Origin of the sequence: Marinobacter fonticola, assembly GCF_008122265.1 — a bacterium.
GTDB classification, from domain to species: domain Bacteria; phylum Pseudomonadota; class Gammaproteobacteria; order Pseudomonadales; family Oleiphilaceae; genus Marinobacter_A; species Marinobacter_A fonticola.
In genome coordinates this window covers 4,202,955-4,221,778 of record NZ_CP043042.1, presented here as the reverse complement: position 1 = coordinate 4,221,778, position 18,824 = coordinate 4,202,955, and the positions used below count along the sequence as shown (strand labels likewise).

The following is an 18,824-nucleotide window of genomic DNA, read 5'->3' as shown; positions in this document are numbered from 1 at the left end:
TTTGTGTGTAGAGTTGCTCCCCCTAGCATCCTCGGTTCGGGACGTTGGTCCTTCACAGTGCTAACCTGAACAGCGATCCAAGCCACCGTTCATCGTTAGCGAGAAGCCGCATTGAAACCTGTTGCCGAAGCCTGCCTAAGAAATCAGCAACCCATTGCCGAGGCCCTGGCGCCGCTGCTCGATCAACCCGGTCGTTGGCTTGAGCTGGGCAGCGGGACCGGCCAGCATGGCGTCTTTCTGGCCCAGCGTCACCCGCATGTCGTCTGGCAGCTGTCCGACGTCGCTGCAGCTCAGCCGGGTTTGCGCGCCTGGCAAACGGATGTCGGGCTTCCCAATCTGCCGGTGCCTCGGGAGTTGGACGTTGCCTGTCAGACCCCGCCACCGGAGCACTACGATGGCGTATTTACGGCCAATACGGTCCACTTTGTCGGGTGGCCGGTGGTGAAGGGCTTGATGAGCTGCGCGTCCAGCGTACTGGAGGCTGGCGGCTGGTTCGCGGTGTATGGGCCCTTCAACAAGAACGGGCAGTACACCAGTCAGGGAAACGAAGCGCTGGATGCCTGGCTCAAGTCCCGGGATCCGGCCAGCGGGATTAAGGATGACACCGCGGTCATCGAGTTGGCTCTGAGCTATGATCTGGCATTCGACCAAGATCAGGCGATGCCCGCCAACAATCGCATGCTGTTCTTCAGGAAACGATGAGCGCAGGCGGAAACGACAGGTACGGTTAAGAAACGATAAGTACAGTCAAGAAACGGCAAGTACAGCCAGCAAGTGACAAGACAGTTGGGAGAGATCATGAGCGAAGACAAACGCCGCCGCTATTCGAGCCCTGTGGTCGATGGCCTCGGGAAATCCGCCAGCCGCGCGATGCTGCGTGCGGTGGGCTTCACGGATGAAGATTTCAACAAGCCCCAGATCGGGATTGCCTCCACCTGGAGCAACCTCACCCCCTGCAACATGCACATCAACGGTCTGGCGGAGGAAGCCGGCCGGGGTGCCGAAGAGGCCGGTGGTAAAAGCTTAACTTTCAACACCATCACCGTATCGGACGGTATCGCCAACGGCACCGAGGGTATGAAATATTCCCTCGTCTCGCGGGAAGTGATCGCTGACTCCATAGAGACCACCGCCGGCTGCGAGGGTTTCGACGGTCTGGTCGCTATCGGCGGCTGTGACAAGAATATGCCGGGCTGTTTGATGGGGCTGGCGCGGCTGAACCGACCGTCAGTTTTCGTTTATGGTGGCACGATCCAACCCGGCGCCAATCACACGGACCTGATTTCCGTTTTCGAAGCCGTGGGAGCCCACGCCAAGGGCGACATGGATCTGATCGAAGTGAAACAGATCGAAGAAACCGCGGTGCCGGGTCCGGGGTCATGCGGCGGTATGTATACCGCCAACACCATGGCTTCGGCGATTGAAGCCATGGGTATGAGCTTGCCGGGCAGTTCGGCGCAGAATGCGGTATCCGATACCAAGCTGGCGGATTGCCGGGCGGCGGGCGCGGCGGTGCTCAACCTGCTGGACAAGGACATCAAACCCCGGGACATCATGACCCGCGAGGCCTTCGAGAACGCCATCACCGTGGTGATCGCCCTCGGTGGCTCCACCAATGCGGTGCTGCACCTGATCGCTATGGCCAATACCGTTGGGGTGGCGCTGTCTATCGATGATTTTACCGAGATTGGCAAACGGGTTCCGGTGCTGGCGGATCTGCGACCCAGCGGACACTACATGATGTCCGAACTGGTGGCGATTGGGGGCATCCAGCCGCTGATGAAGATGTTGCTGGAAGCGGGCCTGCTGCGCGGCGATTGCCTGACGGTTACCGGTCTGACGCTGGGCGAGAACCTGGCGGATGTGGCACCGTACCCGGAAAGCCAGAAGATCGTCCATGCGCTGCAAGACCCCATCAAGAAAGACAGCCACCTGCGTATCCTGCGTGGCAACCTGGCGCCAGACGGTGCGGTGGCCAAGATCACCGGCAAAGAGGGGACCTATTTCACGGGTAAGGCGCGGGTCTTCCATTCCGAAGAAGAGGCCCAGGAACGCATCATGGACGGCACGGTGGTGGCCGGCGATGTTCTGGTCATTCGCTATGAAGGCCCCAAGGGCGGACCGGGTATGCGCGAGATGCTTACGCCCACTTCGGCCATTATGGGCAAGGGACTAGGCAAGGATGTGGCGTTGATTACCGATGGCCGCTTCTCGGGTGGCAGTCATGGCTTCGTGGTCGGTCATATCACGCCCGAAGCGGCCGAGGGTGGACCGATCGCTTTAGTGGAAAACGGCGATACGATCACTATCGATGCCGAGGCCAATACCATCGACCTGGATGTCACGGACGATGTATTGAACAGCCGCCGGGCCCGCTGGCAGCCGCCCAAGCCCAAGTACACCCGTGGTGTCCTGGCCAAATATGCGCGCACGGTAAGTTCTGCTTCGAACGGTGCCGTTACCGACGATTTCTGAAACACCTCGTTGGAGCCGGCTATTGGGCTGGCTCCGCGCTCAGGCCTAGAATAGCGTTCGTGCTGCGCATCCCGTCACGGTTCCTGTGCGGGTATGGACGTGTGTTCTTCGCGCTGATTGATCAATTTGACGACAACTAGACGACTGGTCTATTATAATTCTTATGACAATGACAGCACCAAAATCCCAAGCCAAACCCAGTAACGATACCCGCGCGGAACTTATCCGCGTAGGTGGCGATATCATCGCCCAGCGGGGTTTTAACAGCACGGGTATCAATGCGGTGTTGAAAGAGGCTGGCGTGCCAAAGGGCTCGTTCTATTACTATTTTGCCAGCAAGGAAGACTTCGGGCTCGCGGTGATCGACGGGTTTGCTGCCGAGTACAATGCGCAGTTGGACCGGACGTTGGGCAACCCGGCCTTGTCACCGTTGGAACGTATACGCCGCTATCTGGATATGGGTGTGTCCGATATGCAGTCCTGCGACTACTGCCGGGGTTGCCTGATCGGTAACCTGGGGCAGGAGTTGGCAGGGCAGAACGAAAGTTTCCGCCTGCGTCTCGATAGTATTTTTTCCGATTGGCAGGCACGGTTTGCCGAGTGTCTGGAGCAGGCACGCGAACAAGGCGAGATCGATGCCTCCGCGGATCCGAGGTCATTGGCGCAATTAATGCAAATGGGTTGGCAGGGGGCGACGCTCCGGTCCAAGGTCAGTAAATCGGTGGAGCCAATGGCGCAGTTTGCCAGTATGTTTTTTGACCAGATCCTTGGTCGGCCGCGAGCCAAGCCTCAGTAGGTAGGTGTTGGTCCCTAAATGATTCCTGGCGGTTGGGGAAACCGAACCGCCAAAAATTGGCGCCAATCAATAGTAGACTGGTCTATTCAGTGTGGCGTTCACCCTGAAAGAGAATCAGCAGTCAGGGTGCTTGGCCTTCGAACAGTTGTTGTTGCTTAGATTGTAGTTACTTAGATTGTTGTTAAATCAAAGAAAATCGTTGTTAATACAGAGGAGGATGTTCCATGAGCCAGCAACCGATAAATGTCACTGTCGACACGTTCGAGCAGGAAGTGATCAACTCCGAGAAGCCGGTGTTAGTCGACTTTTGGGCAGAATGGTGCGGACCCTGTAAATCCGTCGCGCCTCTGCTGGAAGAGGTCGCCGATGATCAGGCCGATACCTTGAAGGTGGCGAAAGTGGATGTGGATGCCTACGGCGAGCTAGCCGTGAAGTTCGGTATCCGCTCCATTCCCACGCTGATGATGTTCAAGGGCGGCGAACCGGTCGGTACCCAAATCGGAGCCGTTGGCGCCCGTGAGCTCAACGGCTTTATCGAAACCCATGTGTAAGGCGCTCGTCCCATAACCCCTTCGCCGCCTCCGGGCGGCTTTTTTTCGCCATGGCCTTGTCGTTCTCTGGCTACACTAAAGCCCATTGCGGGAGATCGGGCGCTACCTGTTGGCACGACCTGTTCCTGTTGGCACTACCTGTTATAGTGCCGCTGTTTTCTGAAACCAGAGAGGAATAACGATGGGCTTTTTCGTGGCATTGCACACACTGGCGGCGGTCATCTGGGTGGGCGGTATGTTCTTCGCCTATATGGCGTTGCGTCCGGCGGCCGGAGCGGTATTGGAACCGGCTCAAAGGGCGCCGCTATGGTGTCATACGCTGGCGATCTTCTTCCGCTGGGTTTGGGCGTCGATTATCGTTCTCCTGGTGTCCGGTTTCGGCATGCTGGGCATGTATTTTGACGGGCTGGGTTCGGCCGGCTGGCATGTGCACGCCATGCTGACGCTGGGTATCCTGATGATGCTGCTGTTTATGCACGTTTGGTTCGCGCCCTACCGCCGGCTCAAGCGGGCGGTGGCCGACAACGATATTCCCGAGGCTGGACGGCGCATCGGACAGATTCGCACCTTCGTCCTCATCAACCTGATCCTCGGCCTGATTGTCGTTGTGGTGGGTTCCGGGGGGCGCTATCTGGTTCTGATGAACCTGTGAGGCGGCTATAACGCGCCTTCGTCCCGCAGGCGCTGGTAGAGTGGTTCTGCCAGCGTCCGGTAGCCTGACGCGAACGCCAGATTCGAACACCGGATCGAATTTCGGCTCGCTGCATGCGACCCGCAACAGGCTAAGCAATATCAGAGAGATGGCGCATTACATGGATCGAAGCCCTTTGCCGGTAACGTACTGAAGCTGAATTTTGTGGCCTATCGGTGTATAAAGCGGAGCAATAAGTACGTACTTACTGCACGCCCCATGTGCAGAGCGTCAGTCAGGATTTTGTTGAGGTGATTTCAGTATGCAATGGGCTGGGCGGGTTCCGCTGTTTCTTTTCGTTATCTGTCTGTTTATGGCGTCAGGGCGTGCCTGGGCGGCACCGGATTCTGCCGGGCTCAGCCTGGCGTCGGTCAATGCGGCGGTGGCGTATGTCGATGGTGGCGAACCGATATACAGCAAACATCCAGACCGTCCGGTACCTATCGCATCGGTGACCAAGATGATGACGGCGCTGGTCGTGATGGAAGCCGGACAGCCGCTGGACCAACGGCTCGAGATCTATGAGCGGCATCGCCAGGCCGCGAACAACGGCTATTCCCGCATTCGCATCGGGTCCACCTTAACCCGTGGCGATCTGCTGCGTATCGCCCTGATGTCCTCGGAAAACCTGGCGGCCTACACGCTGGCGCGTCACTATCCCGGCGGGTTCGACGCCTTCGTTAAGGCGATGAACGAGAAGGCCCAGGCGCTGGGTATGCGTCAGAGTCACTTCGTCGAGCCTACAGGCCTCTCGCCCAAGAACTATGCCTCGGCGACGGACTTGGTAAAGCTGATGCGAGCGGCGTTTGCCCATCCTGAGTTGCGTGAATACACCACCACCGGCTACTTCACCGCGCATTTTCGCGATCCGCGCTATTCCCTGGCGTTCGGCAATACCAATGTCCTGGTTCACCGTAAAAGCTGGGGTGTGGGGCTGAGCAAAACGGGTTATCTCACCGAAGCCGGCCGCTGTCTGGTCATGGTGACGAAGATCGATGGGCGGGAGGTGATCACCGTGCTGCTGGATTCGTTCGGCACCCGTACGCCGCTAGGCGATGCCGGACGTATCAAACGCTGGCTGACCACGGGGCAGGGCGGAACGGTTGCCAAGGCTGCGCGCGAGTACGAAAATCGCCGTAATGCGTTTTACGCCGAACAAAAAGCGGCGCGAAGCTCCACCACAACCGCCGAATTGGCGCAGTGACCGGGAAGGCCTGACATGACGGAACAACCGCACGAGAGCGGTCTTTTACTGCTGACGACGGGCGGAACGATCGACAAGATCTATTTCGATGCCAAGAGCGAGTTCAGCATAGGCGACAGCGAATTCCCCGCCATCGCCGAGGTGGCGCAAATGCAGATGCCCTACCGGGTGCAGTCGGTGTTGCGTAAGGATAGCCTGGAGATGACCGATGAAGACCGGCAGGCCATTCGCGCGGTCGTCGAGGCTTCGAAAGAGTCCCGTATCCTGATTACCCATGGCACCGACACCATGGTGGACACGGCGCGGGTGCTGATGGATTTAACCGATCGCACGATCGTGTTCACCGGGGCCATGCAGCCGTCCCGCATGCGCGTTACCGATGCGCCGTTCAACCTGGGTTTTGCTATCGGTGCGTTGATGAGTCTGCCGAAGGGCGTCTATATTGCCATGAGCGGCCAGATCCTGGACCCTCGCACGGCGCGCAAGAACCGGGAGGCGGGGCGGTTCGAGGGGCCCGCCTGAACGGCACTAAAAGCTATCGATCTCGGCCTGGCTCAGTTCCCGGTAGTTGCCGCTGACCAGCTCCGGATCGAGACTGACCGCGCCGATGCGTTCCCGGTGTAGCGCTACCACCCGGTTGCCCACTGCGGCCAACATCCGTTTGACCTGGTGGTAGCGGCCTTCTGAAATCGTCAGCCGCAGCCTGTCCTCATTGAGGCGCTCGACCGTCGCAGGCGCTGTCAGCTTGGTTTCACCCCGCAGTTCCACACCTTTTTCCAGTTGGGACAGCGCGTCGTCAGGAAGCGGTTCGGCCAGCGTCGCCAAATAGGTCTTGGGGCACTCCGCCCGCGGGGACGTCACCCGGTGGGTCCACTGGCCATCGGTGGATAGCAACAGCAGCCCGGTAGTGTCTTTGTCCAGCCGGCCGGCGATGTGCAGGTTGCGGCGCCAGTCCGGCGGTAGCAGGTCCAGGGCGGTAGGGTGCTCGCTGTCGGTCGTGGCGCTGACCACCCCCTCGGGCTTATGCAGCATCAAGTAACGTTCGCCCGGCAAGACCATGGATTCATCGTCAAGGGTGACGCGTTCGCTGCCAGAAAGCTGGGTTGCTGCCTTCTTGCAAATGACGCCATCGACGCTGGCCCGCGCAGCGAGGATCAGCCGACGCGCTTCCTTGCGTGACACGTTAGCACTGTTGGCAATGAAATAATCGAGTCGCATGGTTAGTGCCCTGTTTGGTTAATTCGCTGACTTAATGAGACCCAGAGAATCTGGATAGCAAGGCGCGGTGGCGAGGGTGTGGTGGTTCCACATCGGGCCGCCGCAACGCCGCTAGCCAGATTCTCAGGGCCTCCCTTCAGAAGCTCGCAGTAAGTCAGCGAATTAACCAAACAGGGCACTAGCTGCATTCTCCGGCCCGGGGCTGGGTATCCAGCCTCGCCAGGCATAGAACGTTGACGTCGCCAGTCATCCGGCGCCAGAGCGTGCCCAGCAGATCTTCCTGGATCGCGGGGCGCGGCGTGCGCTCACTGCGCAGCGGTTGCCATTCGCCGTTTTTCACGGTGCGCTAACACGAAAGTGAACGGATGGGCGCCGGGCAATCCCAGGCGAATGTCTGTGGCCCGCAGTTCGTTATTGCTGTTGTGGTAGGCGAGAAAATCGCGCGTGAACCAGGCCAGCTGTTGGCCTTCCGGCAGTTGCCGGGCGACATGGGCCAAGGTTCGATTGCGATCGAAAACTTCCACCCGGGGCACTTGGTCACCGTCGAAGAAACCGGTCACGATTTCCAATCGATCATTTTGCCCCAGCACGGTAATCCGCCAAAGTAACGTCGAGAAAGGCATGGGCTGGATCAGTGTGGGCGCATTCGTCAGATTACGCTCGGCTAGCAGTGGCTGCACTCGATCCGCGACGATTTGCTGCGCCATCACGCTCCACCCGATATAGGCTGTCGACAACACCGCAGCAATCGCCAATGGCCGCACCCGGGCGGGACGCCAAAGGAAAATAGCCACGCCGATCAGCAGCGGTAGGGTATAGGCCGGGTCGATAATAAACAGACTGCCGACGGCCACCGGACCGCCAAAGGGCCAGAAAATCTGGGTGCCGTAGGTGGTGAAGGCATCGAGAATAGGATGGGTGACCAAGGTCAGGGTGGTGAATAGCACCCAGTGGGGGAAGCCAATCTGCGGTCGCCAACGGTAAAAGGCATACGCCAGCACGACAGCCAGCGGAAACAACACAAGCAACGAGTGGCTGAATCCTCGGTGCCGGGTGAAATTAGCCACGGCGCTACCGTAGTCGAGCACGACGTCCATATCTGGAAGCGTACCTAAAAGAGCGCCGCCGAGAACGGCTTTGCGGCCGAGCCGGGAGCCCAGTACCACGCCACCGAGAGTGGCGCCGAGGGCGGCTTGGGTCACTGAATCCATGAGGTATCCTGTTCGGTACTGCGGCTGTGGGCAGTAGGTGGTGTCTGCCTAATCCCTACGACAGGTGGCGAATTGGGTATCTATTATGCGGGTAAAGGGCGGCGGGTGCATCCCGCACCGGGTTCTGTTCGTGGATGTCGGTTGATGCGGCTCGTTTGGCCGAAACCGTGTGGATCAACCTGATGACCTTATTGCGGTTTCGGCGGCATCTGGCGTTCACTTTAATTATGGAAGCGTCCGCCGCTGCAATACCGCTCTCGCCATATACAGCGCCGCGATCACCCTCGCTTCATTCATGTCGTCACGCTGCACCAGCGACTCCAGTTCCGATAACTTCCAGGTCAGCACTTCCAAAGGCTCCGGTTCGTCGCCGGGCAGACGTTCTTCGTAGAGGTCCTCGGCCAGGGCGACATGAATACGATGACCCATGTAGCCCGGCGACAAGGTCATGTCTTTGAGCAGAGTCAGATTGCGGGCGCCGTAGCCGGCTTCTTCCTTGAGTTCCCGGTTGGCGGCTTCGCGCCAGTCCTCACCGTGTTCATAGGCGCCTTTGGGTAGAGTCAGGACATAGTCTTCCACCCCCGCGCCATACTCGCGTATCAGCACGACCGTATCGTCGTCGAGCATCGGTACGCACATGACGGCGGCAATCGGTGGTGTGCGCAGGCGCTCGAATTCCCGCTCTTCGCCATTGGTAAATCGAAGATGGACGGATTCGATACCGAACAGCCGGCTGCGGGCCACCAATCGTGTGTCGAGGATCTCCGGTTTCTTCTCCATCACGGTCAGCTCGCTTCGGTGCCCTGGAGTTTAATGTCTAATGCCTCGAACAGCCCCGGGTCGGGATAACCGTCGGCAATCCGCTTCTGGTCCTTCTGGAAATCCCGGATGGCACTGCGGGTGGCCGGGCCGAGGATGCCGTCAGGCTCGCCACTGTCGTAGCCGCGCTGGTTCAGGGCGGCTTGTAATGCTTCGATATCTTCCCGGGAGAGTCGCGGCAGATCTTCCGGCGGCGGGTTCTGCAGACCGCCGGCACCCGCGATGCGATCCGCCAGGTGGCCGACAGCCAGGGCGTAGTATTCCGAGCGGTTCCAGCCCATGATCACGTGGAAGTTGTGGTAGACGAGGAAGGCGGGTCCTTCATGCCCTGCGGGTACCAGTAGGGCCGCGTCGACAGCCGCTTGGGGCAGCGGCTTGCCAAAGGCGTCACGGACATCGAGTTTGCGCCACTCGGACAGCGTTCGCTCGCGCTTCAGACCGGCCAGGCTGTAGTCGAAACCAGGCGGCAACTGTACTTCGCGGCCCCAGCGGTAATCGCCGTTCCAGCCCAGACTCTGGAGGAAGTTGCCGGCAGACATCATGGCGTCGGGAATGCTGTTCCAGAGGTCACGCTTGCCATCGTTATCCGCATCGACCGCGTAACGCAGGAAGACCGACGGCATAAATTGCACATGGCCCATGGCGCCGGCCCAGGAACCTTCCATTTGTTCCGGGGCGATGGCGCCTTCGTCGATGATACGCAGGGCAGAAATCAGCTCGCCGGAGAAGTAATCGCTGCGGCGCGGATCGCAGGCGAGGGTCGCCAGGGCGCTGGGGACGGACATTTTGCCGAAATAGCTGCCGAAGTTGGTTTCCAGTCCCCAGAAGGCCACCAGATAAGGCGCAGGTACGCCGGTCTCCCGCGATACCTTGGCCAGCAGCTCGGCGTGGGTGTTTAGAAGCTCGCGGCCCTTGTCGATACGCGCTTCGTTAACACGGCGATTGAGATAGTCGGCAAAAGTGGTGGTGAATTCCGGCTGGCGCCGGTCAAGTTCGATCACACGGTCGAGGAATGTGACCTGATCCAGGACATTCTGGGCCACTTCCGGCGAGACGCCTTCTTTCAGGGCCCGGTCCTTGAGCTGACCGATGCATTGACCAAAATCGGCTTGGGACGTGGGTTGAGTGGTTTCCTGGGCAAGGGTGTAAGGGGCGGCCAGGCTGATGGCGGCAAGCCAAGGGGCCAGACGGCGGACGGCGGATGTCCCTCTTTTCACAATACGTTGCCTCGTGCAGAAGATCCCGGAAAACCGCATGGTAGCTTGTTTTAGGGACGGGAAAATACCGCTGCCACCCTTGGCCGGTGACAATTTTTTAAGGAAGTTACACAACACGTAAAAAGTTCGGACGAGACACTAGGCTATAGTAGTGATCGGAATTCGCTGAAAGGGCCGTCGTATGGCAACACTGAAGGCGCTGGTGGTCGACGACGCCAGCTTTGTGAGGGACCTGGTCAAGCGCACCGTGCGCAACCGCTTCCCTGTGATCGAAATTACCGAGGCCCCGAATGGCAAGAAGGCCCAGTTCATGATGACCAAGACGTCTTTCGACTTGGTGCTGTGCGATTGGGAAATGCCGGAGATGTCGGGGCTGGAACTACTGCGTTGGATGCGCCAGCAGGACCGCTTTAAGAGCTGTCCCTTTATCATGATTACCAGCCGGGGCGACAAGACCCACGTTATCGAAGCCGTGCAGGAAGGGGTGTCGGAGTATCTGGGCAAGCCCTTCAGCCCGGACGGCCTGAGCAAGAAAATTATCAAGGTGATGGGGCGCAAGCTAAAAGCGGCCATGATGTCGTCCGGCAAATCGATAGAGGGGCCGGCCGATGCATTCAAAGAGTCCGCGACGCTGCTGACTCAGCGGTCGTCTTCTTCCGAAAAACCTGCTGAGAAGGATAACGCAGCGGCATCCCGGGTGCGTGCCGTCGCCGCGATCCGTTTCGCTGAAGCCACTTTGCGCTGCGTGGTCAAGGATATCACCCTGACCGAGATCCGGGTGATTGCCAAGCGCGATCAGGACTTTCCGGGCATCCTGGATCAGGCGGTGGTGGATATCGAGGTCAGTGAAGGCGAGATGGCACGACTCAATGGCTATGTTCACCAGCTACAGGCGGTGGAAAAACGCCAGGATACGGACTTCGTCAGTCTGACGGTGCGCTTCGTCGACGAAGACCCCAAGAAGATGGAAGACCTGTCCCGCTTTATTGCCCGTTTCCGTACCGGTTAGCGAAAGCTGAGGTTAAAGGAAGGAGCTAGCGGCAAAGGCGAATAGACCTCAAGCGGTCTCGATGGGCGCTTCGGTGATACGCGACCGCGGAAAGTGGCAGACGAACTCGCTGCCGTCGCCCGGGTGGCTGTTGATCTCCAATGTACCGTCATGATTCAGCAGCACGTGCTTGACGATCGCCAAACCCAGGCCGGTGCCACCGGTCTGCTGGTGCCGGCTGGGATCGGCGCGATAGAAACGCTCTGTCAGACGGGGAATATGGATCGGGTCGATGCCGATACCGCTGTCCTTTACCGACAGGTGGGCGCCCTCCCGGTCGGTATGCCACTTCACCTTGATATTGCCGCCTGCCGGCGTGTATTTCACCGCATTGAAGATGATGTTGGAGAAGGCACTGCGCAACTGATTCTCGTCGCCGAACAAAAAGTGGCGCTCGCCGATATCCGTTTCGATCACGTGCTGGCCTTCGCCGCTCACCGCCTGGGCGTCGCGGCAGATGTACCGGATCAGTGCGTCGATGTCGGTCACCCGGTCGTCGACATGCTGCTCTCCGGTTTCCAGTTTGGCTAGGAGAATCAGGTCGGTGATCAGCGCTTCCATTCGCTCCGCCTGCTGGGTCATGGTGCCGATGGCTCGGCGCCAGCGCGGCGGCGCATCGTCGGCGTTATCCGACAAGGTTTCCAGATAGCCGCTGATAACGGTCAGCGGGGTACGCATCTCGTGGGAGACGTTGGAGACGAAATCCCGGCGCATCTGCTCAAGCTGGAACAGCCGGGTGACGTCCTTGGCCACGATCAATCGGTCGTCGTCGCCGAAGAGGCTGATCTGAACTTGCAGGTGGATATGGGGCTTGGCGGGGGATTTCAGATCCATCGGCTCGCGGTAGTCCCGGGCGTCGAAATACGTCTTGAATGCCGGACTGCGGATCAGGTTATGGATCGGTTGGCCGCGGTCGGTATCACGCCGGAAGCCCAGCAGGTATTCGGCGGACCAGTTCCACCACTCCATGGCACCTTCGGCATCGGTCATAATGACGCCGTCGCGCATGGCGTTGGTGGATTCCTGCACACGGTTGATGCGAGTCTGCAGTAAATCGCGAGACCGCTGGTGGGTTTGGTGCATGCGGTGCAGGCCGTCGAAAATTTCGCCCCATAGACCGATACTGCCCGGCGCCTCGTCGCTATCGTCGGGATGGTGCAGCCAATGGTGCAGGCGGCGCAATTGGAGCAGCGTCCAAACGAGGTAGACGGTCAGGCCTATGGTCAGGCCCATAAGGGGGTAACCGACCCATAGGCCGACCACGAAGAATGCCACCAACAGCGCGATAATCAGGCGCAGGTAACGCGACCAGTTATGCTGCATGGATACTTCCTTTCAGCATGCCGGGGCGCGCCGGCACTGGATGACAGCCACGAAGACGACCACGTCAGGCATCTTCGCTACCGAATCAGGCGGCGCGTGTAGAAAATCGGTAGCCTGTGCCGCGCACGGTCTGGATCAGGTGATCGTAGTGCTCGCCCAGAGCCTTGCGCAACCGGCGAATGTGGACGTCAACGGTACGCTCTTCGACGTAGACATTGCCACCCCAGACTTGATCCAGGAGTTGGGCCCGGGTATAGACCCGCTCCTGATGCGTCATGAAGAACTGGAGCAGTTTATATTCTGTGGGGCCCATGTCCACCGCTCCCAATGGGGAAGTCACGCGGTGGCTGGCTGGGTCCAGGTGCAGGCCGTTGACCTCCACCGGCGTTTCCACACCGGCAGGGGTTGTGCGCCGCAGTACCGCCTTGAGTCGCGCAACCAGCTCGCGAGGGGAAAACGGTTTGGTGATATAGTCGTCGGCCCCGGATTCCAGGCCTTGCACCTTGTTGTCTTCCTCGACCTTGGCGGTCAGGATGATTATGGGTATTTCCGCCGTGGTTTCATCTTTTTTCAGGCGCCGGGCCAGCTCAATGCCGCTGGTGCCCGGAAGCATCCAGTCCAACAGAATCAGGTCCGGTTTCTTGTCCACAATCATGGCGTGCGCATCCAGTGCGTCGGCAGCCTCGAGATAGTCGTAGTCCGCCATCTCCAGGGCTACGGCAATCATCTCGCGGATCGATGCTTCATCATCGACTATGAGTACTGTTTTTCCCGTCATGACGTCCCACCTTGTCATCACCTTCGGTTACGGAGCCTCTGAAATTCTCTAGGTACCCTAAGTACCGCTAAGTACCAGCGGGTAACCCAGGATCTTATTCAGAGACGCCTAAGTATTGCTGGGACATTACAACCTTCAATTGTTACAAGTATATGACAGGCAGCAGACCGGATCGGATGCTATCGGCAAGCGCGTTGTCAGTGGAGCACGGTGTCCAGCAGCAACCCCGCGAACACGCTAGCGCCGGCCCACTGGTTATTGAGAAAAGCCTTGAAGCAGGCTTCGCGCTGGCGGAATCGGATCAGACGCTGCTGGTAGACGAATAGCACCGCCATAGCCGAAAGGCCCAAATAATAGAGCAGACCAAGTTCCGCCTGGGCGCCGATCAATGCAAGGATTAGCACCGTAAGGGCTTGCAGTACACCGATGATCAACGTGTCCGCTTCGCCGAACAGGATGGCTGTGGACTTGACGCCGATCTTCACGTCATCGTCCCGATCCACCATGGCGTATTGGGTGTCGTAGGCGACGGTCCAGAGCACGTTGGCGGTGAAAAGCAGCCAGGCCATGCGCGTGACGTCGTTGGCTTCGGCGGCCCAGGCCATGGGAATAGCCCAGGAAAACGCGGCACCGAGAAAAAGTTGAGGCAGGTGGGTGTAACGCTTCATAAAAGGATAAATGAAGGCCAGCACCAAGCCGCCGAAAGACAGGTAGAGCGTCAGCGTGTTGGTGAAAAAGACCACCATCAGAAACGACAGCATTACCAGCACCAGGAACAGCATCACGGCTTCGGCCGGGACAATGCGACCTGTCGCCAGGGGGCGCGACTTGGTGCGCTTGACGTGGCCGTCCACCTTGCGATCGGCGAAATCGTTGATGGCGCAACCCGCCGCCCGCATCATGAACACGCCGAGGGTGAAAATTACGACGTTGGCCAGGCTGGGCATTCCGTCTGCAGCAAGCCAGAGCGCCCAGTAGGTGGGCCAGAGCAGCAGCAAGGTGCCAATGGGGCGATCCAGGCGCAGGAGCTGAATATACGCGGTGAGTTTCGCTAGCACGGGGGCGGGCAGGAAGTCGAAAGTCATGGTAGCTTGGCTCGGGTCGTCGGCGTGAATCGGCAGTCAGCCGGATTATAGCGATGCACAGCGGCCGGTTTGAAGCGATTACCCCAAATCGCGCTGCAAAAGGCTGGGCAAGAAGTACTCCCCGACCAATAAGGCGTGATTGCCCCGGTAGAAGCGGGAGCGCCTTCCGATCGAAGGCTGGCTGGCATGCCGGCGCCGGACAAGCCCGACCTGGAAGGGGCCGCGATGCCAGCGGCGCTGGCTGAACAGGAAATGACCTAGCGGTCGGCGACCCAGGTGTCGCAGGCGGCGGCCGTTACCCTTGAGCGTGTCGAGGGGAATCACGGTGCGCGCCATAACCCAGGGCTGGCCATCGCCGCACAGGTGGACCTCGCGAATCCAGGCCACTTGCCGGTCGGGAATAGTCAGCGTTCGCGCCTCTTCCAGCGTCGGACGCGCATAGCCTTCCCAGAGGACGTCCACATGGAAACGTTCGTGGCAACGTCGTTGCAGGGCGCGCGTCAGGGAGCCTTCCAGGGTCAGCCAGAACTTTTCATCGTCCAGGGGAGGGCCAAGCACAAGCTGAGCGGCAGCAGCGCTGGGATACCAGCGAGCCTCGGGCACGCGGGGCTGGTCCGTTGCCGTTGCGACGGACGAGAACCTGAGCGCGGCGGAAATCTCAGAGTCCCTTGACGGCATAGATGCCAGGGGCGTTGCGCCAGTAACCTTTGTAATCCATGCCGTAGCCGAACAGGAAGCGATCCTCCACCTCAAGACCGGTAAAATCAGCCTTGAAATCGGGGCGGCACTTGCGCTTATGCTGCTTGTCCACCAGCACCGCCGTTAGCACCTCGTCGGCGCCCTGGGTTTTGCAGTAATCGGCGATGGCATTGAGCGTGGTGCCTTCGTCCAGGATGTCGTCGACAATCAATACGGTGCGGCCGCGCATGTCGGCGTCCGGACGCAGTTTCCACTCGAGAATGCCGCCGGTGGTTTCCTGACGGTAGCGCGTAGCGTGCAGGTATTCCGCTTGCAAGGGGAACGCCAGACGCGGCAGTAGCTGGCCCATCAGAATCAGCCCCCCATTCATGACGCAGAACAGCAGGGGATCGCGCTCCCTGAGCCGCTCGGCAATGGCGCTCGCCATCCGGCCAATGGCCTGCTGAACCTCCTGCTCGGTGCAGATACAGTCGGCTTCGTCGAAAACCTTCTGAAGTTCGTGGGAAGTCGTCATAGGGCGCAAATCCTGTTTCAGGGAGGGACGCCCGTAGGCGTTGCTCCAAAAGCGGGGCATTATACCGAAGCCGGACCGGTGCGGGGAGGGGCTTGGTGCGAGGGTTGGAAACTCTCATCTCTGGCTGTCCCCGTCGGCATTGGTCATGGAGCGCACAAGGCGTATCATAGCGGGCCCAATATCTATCCGCGATTCGGCATCACGTGTATGCCGGATTGTAGAATAAATACTATCCCGCCTTTAATGGGATCCTGGAGGAGAGTGATGAAGAAGTGGCAGTGTGTCGTCTGTGGTTTGATCTATGACGAGGCTGAAGGCTGGCCTGAAGATGGTATCGAGCCGGGCACAGCATGGGAAGATGTACCGGAGGAGTGGGTATGCCCGGATTGCGGTGTTGGCAAGGAAGATTTCGAAATGATCGAGATCGGCTGAGGGTCAATGCCCGGCAGGGAATGCCGGAGGGCTCCTCTGGCAAATAGGTCGAAAGTCGGGATGCTGGAAGGGATAGAACGCCGGTCGATCACCCGGCAAAAGGCACCGATATAAAGATTGAAAAGAAAGATTGTAGAGAGGAGAGCAGCGGCATGAGTCAGGATGCCCCCATCGTTATTATTGGTACCGGCCTGTCGGGTTACTCGCTGGCCCGTGAAATCCGCAAGCAGGACAAGGAGGCGCCGGTTCTGATGATTACCGCGGACGACGGGCACAGCTATTCCAAGCCCATGCTCTCCACGGGTTTTACCAAAGGTAAGAACGCCGACGAACTGGCCCAGGCCGATGCGGCCGGTATGGTTGAACAGCTCAATATTGAAGTACGCACCCATACCACGATCACCGGACTGGATCCGGCAGGTCACTGCGTGATGATCGGCGACGAGCGGCTTGCTTATAGCAAGTTGGTGCTGGCCTGGGGGGCGGACGTGATTCGTATCCCGCTGGAAGGCGAAGGGCAGGAGCACGTTTACTCCATCAATGATCTTATGGATTACCGGGCGTTCCGCCAGGCGCTCGATGGTCAATCCCGGGTCGCCATCATGGGTGCCGGTCTCATTGGCTGCGAGTTCGCCAACGACCTGCGTAACGGCGGCTACGAGGTGGACGTGATTGCACCTTCCGACACCGCTATGCCGGGCCTTGTGCCGCCAGCCGCCGGCGACGCCGTGGTGGAAGCGCTCACCGAAGAAGGGGTGGCTTTCCACTTGGAAACCGTCGTCGACCGGATCGACCGCCAAGACAAGGGCGTTCGTCTTACCCTGGCCAATGGCGAGACCGTCGACGCCGATCGCGTCATCTCCGCGGTGGGTCTGCGCCCGCGGGTAGACTTGGCCCAGGCCGCCGGACTGCAGGTCAATCGCGGTATCGTCGTCGACCGCGCCCTGCAAACCAGTGCCGAGGATATCTACGCCCTGGGCGACTGCGCCGAGGTCGACGGTCATGTGCTGCTCTACGTGCTGCCGCTGATGGCCAGTTCCCGGGCGCTGGCCAAGACGTTACTCGGTACGCCGACCGAGGTGGCCTATGGCGTGATGCCGGTCATGGTGAAAACACCCTGTTGCCCGACCGCGGTGTGTCCGCCACCAGCGGGAGCCGAAGGCAAATGGCATATCGAACGTGACGGGCGCAACGTGCGTGCGTTGTTCAAAGACGCCGCCGGCACCCTGCTTGGCTTTGCCGTGACTGGCGACTATGCGATGGAGAAGCAGGGGCTGTCCAAGGAAGTCCCGCCCATTCACTGACGGCGGGGTCTGACGGCGGGGTCAGAACCGGTATTGAATGCCGAAATCCAAGCGGTAATTGATGCCATTCAGTGCGTCGGGCAATTGGTCGACATCGCCGAGTGGCCCTCCGCTGCGGGCCAGGGCAGCCTGGTCTTGATTGGACTGGGCGATGCGCACTGCCTCTCGATTGTCCTTATAGGCTTCCGGCCGCCCGGTGGACAGCTGGGGGTCGGCCACTTGCCAACCCCTCTCGGAATCTTCGGCGGTGTAAGCTTCCGGCCATTGTGGCTGGGGTAGTACCACCGGATTAATTTCGTCCCCTTGCACCGAACATTCTGCGATTGCCGGTGTGGGCCGCACCAGCGTGGCGTCCCGTTGTGGATCGTAGCGCCAGTCCAGTCCGCAGGCCTGGCAGGGGAGGGCGATGAGGCTCAAGAGCAGTGCCACTAGAGCGGGTTTGTAGCCGAGCGTGCGGCGCTTGCCTGAGCGTTCCGGATAACCGGTGTTGGCAATATTGTCATTGCGCCATTCGGGCGCCTGGGGTAGAACAAGCTGTTTTAACAGAACGAGAGCAACAGGAGCAGGCATGTTGGAGGTCACCCGCAAATTAGTCGAATTGCTGGATCTGGCGCCCATTGGCGACGATCATTTCCAGGGCGAAAGCGAGGACTTGGGGTTTCCGAACGTGTTCGGTGGCCAGGTGCTCGGCCAAGCCTTGATGGCCGCAAGCCGTACCGTTGAAGATCGAGTGGCGCATTCTCTCCATGCCTATTTTCTCCGGCCGGGTAACCACCGCCTGCCGATCGATTATGAAGTCCATCGCGTGCGGGACGGCGGTAGCTTCTCCGTGCGCCGGGTCATTGCGCGTCAGGACGGCAAGGAAATCTTGACCGGATCCATGTCGTTTCAGGTCGAGGAGACCGGCTTCGATCACCAGCACGACATGCCGGAAGCGCCGGATTTTGAGTCCCTCAAGTCCGAGCATACACTGGCGTTGATGATGAAACAGTACATCCCGGAGCATATGCGAGAAAAGTTTACGCGGGATCGACCCATCGAGATTCGTCCGGTCAATCCCATGAACCCGCTTAAACCGGAGCGCCGTGACCCCCACAAGCAGGCCTGGCTCCGCGCACAGGGAGAGTTGCCGGACGATCCCGTCCTGCATCGCTGCCTGCTCGCCTACTCCTCCGACTTCGGTTTTCTGGGCACCTCGTTGAATCCTCACGGCGTCACGTTCATGAACCGTGGCATGCAGGTCGCCAGTCTTGATCACGCCATTTGGTTCCACCGGGAATTCCGTATGGACGACTGGTTGCTGTACGACACCGACAGCCCCAGCGCTGCCGCCGGACGCGGATTCAACCGCGGCAATATTTTCAACCGAGACGGCGTGCTGGTGGCCTCCACCGCGCAGGAAGCGTTGATCCGCCGCCGTCCGAACAAGACGTCCGAAGGCTGAGTGTTCTGCGCCTGA

Annotated in this window: 21 protein-coding genes; 11 read left to right on the top strand and 10 right to left on the bottom strand. The window is 59.6% G+C overall.

Annotated elements, in window-relative coordinates; genetic code table 11:
• Nucleotides 1-111: 111 nt before the first annotated feature.
• The 7 genes from FXO11_RS18815 (at nt 112) to FXO11_RS18785 (ending at nt 6,239) form a co-directional block, all read left to right on the top strand.
• A complete protein-coding gene (locus tag FXO11_RS18815; RefSeq protein ID WP_148864477.1) occupies nt 112-702 on the top strand; it encodes a DUF938 domain-containing protein in 591 nt (196 codons plus the stop codon).
• 96 nt (nt 703-798) lie between these two features.
• Nucleotides 799-2,475, top strand: coding sequence for a dihydroxy-acid dehydratase (ilvD, locus tag FXO11_RS18810; protein ID WP_148864476.1), 1,677 nt, complete (start codon nt 799-801; stop codon nt 2,473-2,475).
• A gap of 169 nt (nt 2,476-2,644) precedes the next feature.
• On the top strand, nt 2,645-3,271 hold the full coding sequence (locus tag FXO11_RS18805) for a TetR family transcriptional regulator C-terminal domain-containing protein (protein ID WP_227545968.1): 627 nt from the start codon (nt 2,645-2,647) through the stop codon (nt 3,269-3,271).
• Between the two features lie 224 nt (nt 3,272-3,495).
• Nucleotides 3,496-3,822 carry a thioredoxin gene (gene trxA / locus FXO11_RS18800; protein WP_148864474.1) on the top strand — a complete coding sequence of 109 codons (327 nt, stop codon included), beginning with the start codon at nt 3,496-3,498 and terminating at the stop codon, nt 3,820-3,822.
• A gap of 181 nt (nt 3,823-4,003) precedes the next feature.
• The gene (locus FXO11_RS18795) at nt 4,004-4,474 is read left to right on the top strand and encodes a CopD family protein (RefSeq protein ID WP_148864473.1); all 471 of its coding nucleotides are present in this window, start codon (nt 4,004-4,006) and stop codon (nt 4,472-4,474) included.
• Between the two features lie 301 nt (nt 4,475-4,775).
• Nucleotides 4,776-5,717, top strand: a complete 942-nt coding sequence (pbpG, locus tag FXO11_RS18790; RefSeq protein WP_148864472.1) for a D-alanyl-D-alanine endopeptidase — start codon at nt 4,776-4,778, stop codon at nt 5,715-5,717.
• Nucleotides 5,718-5,732: 15 nt separating this feature from the next.
• Nucleotides 5,733-6,239, top strand: a complete 507-nt coding sequence (locus FXO11_RS18785; protein WP_148864471.1) for an asparaginase domain-containing protein — start codon at nt 5,733-5,735, stop codon at nt 6,237-6,239.
• A gap of 6 nt (nt 6,240-6,245) precedes the next feature.
• On the opposite strand, the gene rsuA is transcribed toward FXO11_RS18785, so the two are convergent.
• From rsuA to FXO11_RS18765, 4 genes are all read right to left on the bottom strand, one after another.
• Complete coding sequence (gene rsuA, locus FXO11_RS18780) at nt 6,246-6,935, bottom strand: 16S rRNA pseudouridine(516) synthase RsuA (protein WP_148864470.1); 690 nt, start codon at nt 6,933-6,935, stop codon at nt 6,246-6,248.
• A 305-nt stretch (nt 6,936-7,240) separates the two neighbouring features.
• Nucleotides 7,241-8,146 (bottom strand): metal-dependent hydrolase, encoded by a 906-nt coding sequence (locus tag FXO11_RS18775; protein WP_227545967.1) that lies wholly within the window; start codon nt 8,144-8,146, stop codon nt 7,241-7,243.
• Between the two features lie 225 nt (nt 8,147-8,371).
• Nucleotides 8,372-8,926, bottom strand: coding sequence for an ADP compounds hydrolase NudE (nudE, locus tag FXO11_RS18770; RefSeq protein ID WP_148864980.1), 555 nt, complete (start codon nt 8,924-8,926; stop codon nt 8,372-8,374).
• A gap of 5 nt (nt 8,927-8,931) precedes the next feature.
• Nucleotides 8,932-10,182: a lytic murein transglycosylase gene (locus tag FXO11_RS18765; RefSeq protein WP_227545966.1), complete on the bottom strand. Its 1,251-nt coding sequence runs from the start codon at nt 10,180-10,182 to the stop codon at nt 8,932-8,934.
• A 181-nt stretch (nt 10,183-10,363) separates the two neighbouring features.
• Between FXO11_RS18765 and FXO11_RS18760 the strand changes: the two genes are divergently transcribed.
• Nucleotides 10,364-11,191, top strand: coding sequence for a response regulator (locus FXO11_RS18760; RefSeq protein ID WP_148864468.1), 828 nt, complete (start codon nt 10,364-10,366; stop codon nt 11,189-11,191).
• Between the two features lie 48 nt (nt 11,192-11,239).
• On the opposite strand, the gene phoR is transcribed toward FXO11_RS18760, so the two are convergent.
• From phoR to FXO11_RS18735, 5 genes are all read right to left on the bottom strand, one after another.
• On the bottom strand, nt 11,240-12,553 hold the full coding sequence (gene phoR / locus FXO11_RS18755; protein ID WP_148864467.1) for a phosphate regulon sensor histidine kinase PhoR: 1,314 nt from the start codon (nt 12,551-12,553) through the stop codon (nt 11,240-11,242).
• Between the two features lie 85 nt (nt 12,554-12,638).
• The gene (phoB, locus tag FXO11_RS18750; protein ID WP_148864466.1) at nt 12,639-13,331 is read right to left on the bottom strand and encodes a phosphate regulon transcriptional regulator PhoB; all 693 of its coding nucleotides are present in this window, start codon (nt 13,329-13,331) and stop codon (nt 12,639-12,641) included.
• Between the two features lie 197 nt (nt 13,332-13,528).
• Nucleotides 13,529-14,416, bottom strand: coding sequence for a 4-hydroxybenzoate octaprenyltransferase (gene ubiA / locus FXO11_RS18745; protein ID WP_148864465.1), 888 nt, complete (start codon nt 14,414-14,416; stop codon nt 13,529-13,531).
• Between the two features lie 78 nt (nt 14,417-14,494).
• On the bottom strand, nt 14,495-15,094 hold the full coding sequence (locus FXO11_RS18740) for a chorismate--pyruvate lyase family protein (RefSeq protein WP_148864464.1): 600 nt from the start codon (nt 15,092-15,094) through the stop codon (nt 14,495-14,497).
• Complete coding sequence (locus tag FXO11_RS18735) at nt 15,075-15,629, bottom strand: hypoxanthine-guanine phosphoribosyltransferase (RefSeq protein WP_148864463.1); 555 nt, start codon at nt 15,627-15,629, stop codon at nt 15,075-15,077. The genes FXO11_RS18740 and FXO11_RS18735 overlap by 20 nt, the downstream gene beginning before the upstream one ends.
• Before the next feature lie 264 nt (nt 15,630-15,893).
• Here FXO11_RS18735 and FXO11_RS18730 point away from each other — a divergent pair, with 264 nt between their 5' ends.
• Entirely contained in the window at nt 15,894-16,061 is a 168-nt protein-coding gene (locus FXO11_RS18730) for a rubredoxin (RefSeq protein WP_148864462.1), read from the top strand.
• A gap of 152 nt (nt 16,062-16,213) precedes the next feature.
• Entirely contained in the window at nt 16,214-17,365 is a 1,152-nt protein-coding gene (locus FXO11_RS18725; RefSeq protein WP_148864461.1) for an FAD-dependent oxidoreductase, read from the top strand.
• A gap of 21 nt (nt 17,366-17,386) precedes the next feature.
• Here FXO11_RS18725 and FXO11_RS18720 read toward each other — a convergent pair whose 3' ends face one another.
• Nucleotides 17,387-17,935, bottom strand: a complete 549-nt coding sequence (locus FXO11_RS18720) for a hypothetical protein (protein WP_148864460.1) — start codon at nt 17,933-17,935, stop codon at nt 17,387-17,389.
• Here FXO11_RS18720 and tesB point away from each other — a divergent pair.
• Nucleotides 17,934-18,809: an acyl-CoA thioesterase II gene (gene tesB / locus FXO11_RS18715; RefSeq protein WP_148864459.1), complete on the top strand. Its 876-nt coding sequence runs from the start codon at nt 17,934-17,936 to the stop codon at nt 18,807-18,809. The genes FXO11_RS18720 and tesB overlap by 2 nt on opposite strands.
• Nucleotides 18,810-18,824 lie beyond the last annotated feature (15 nt).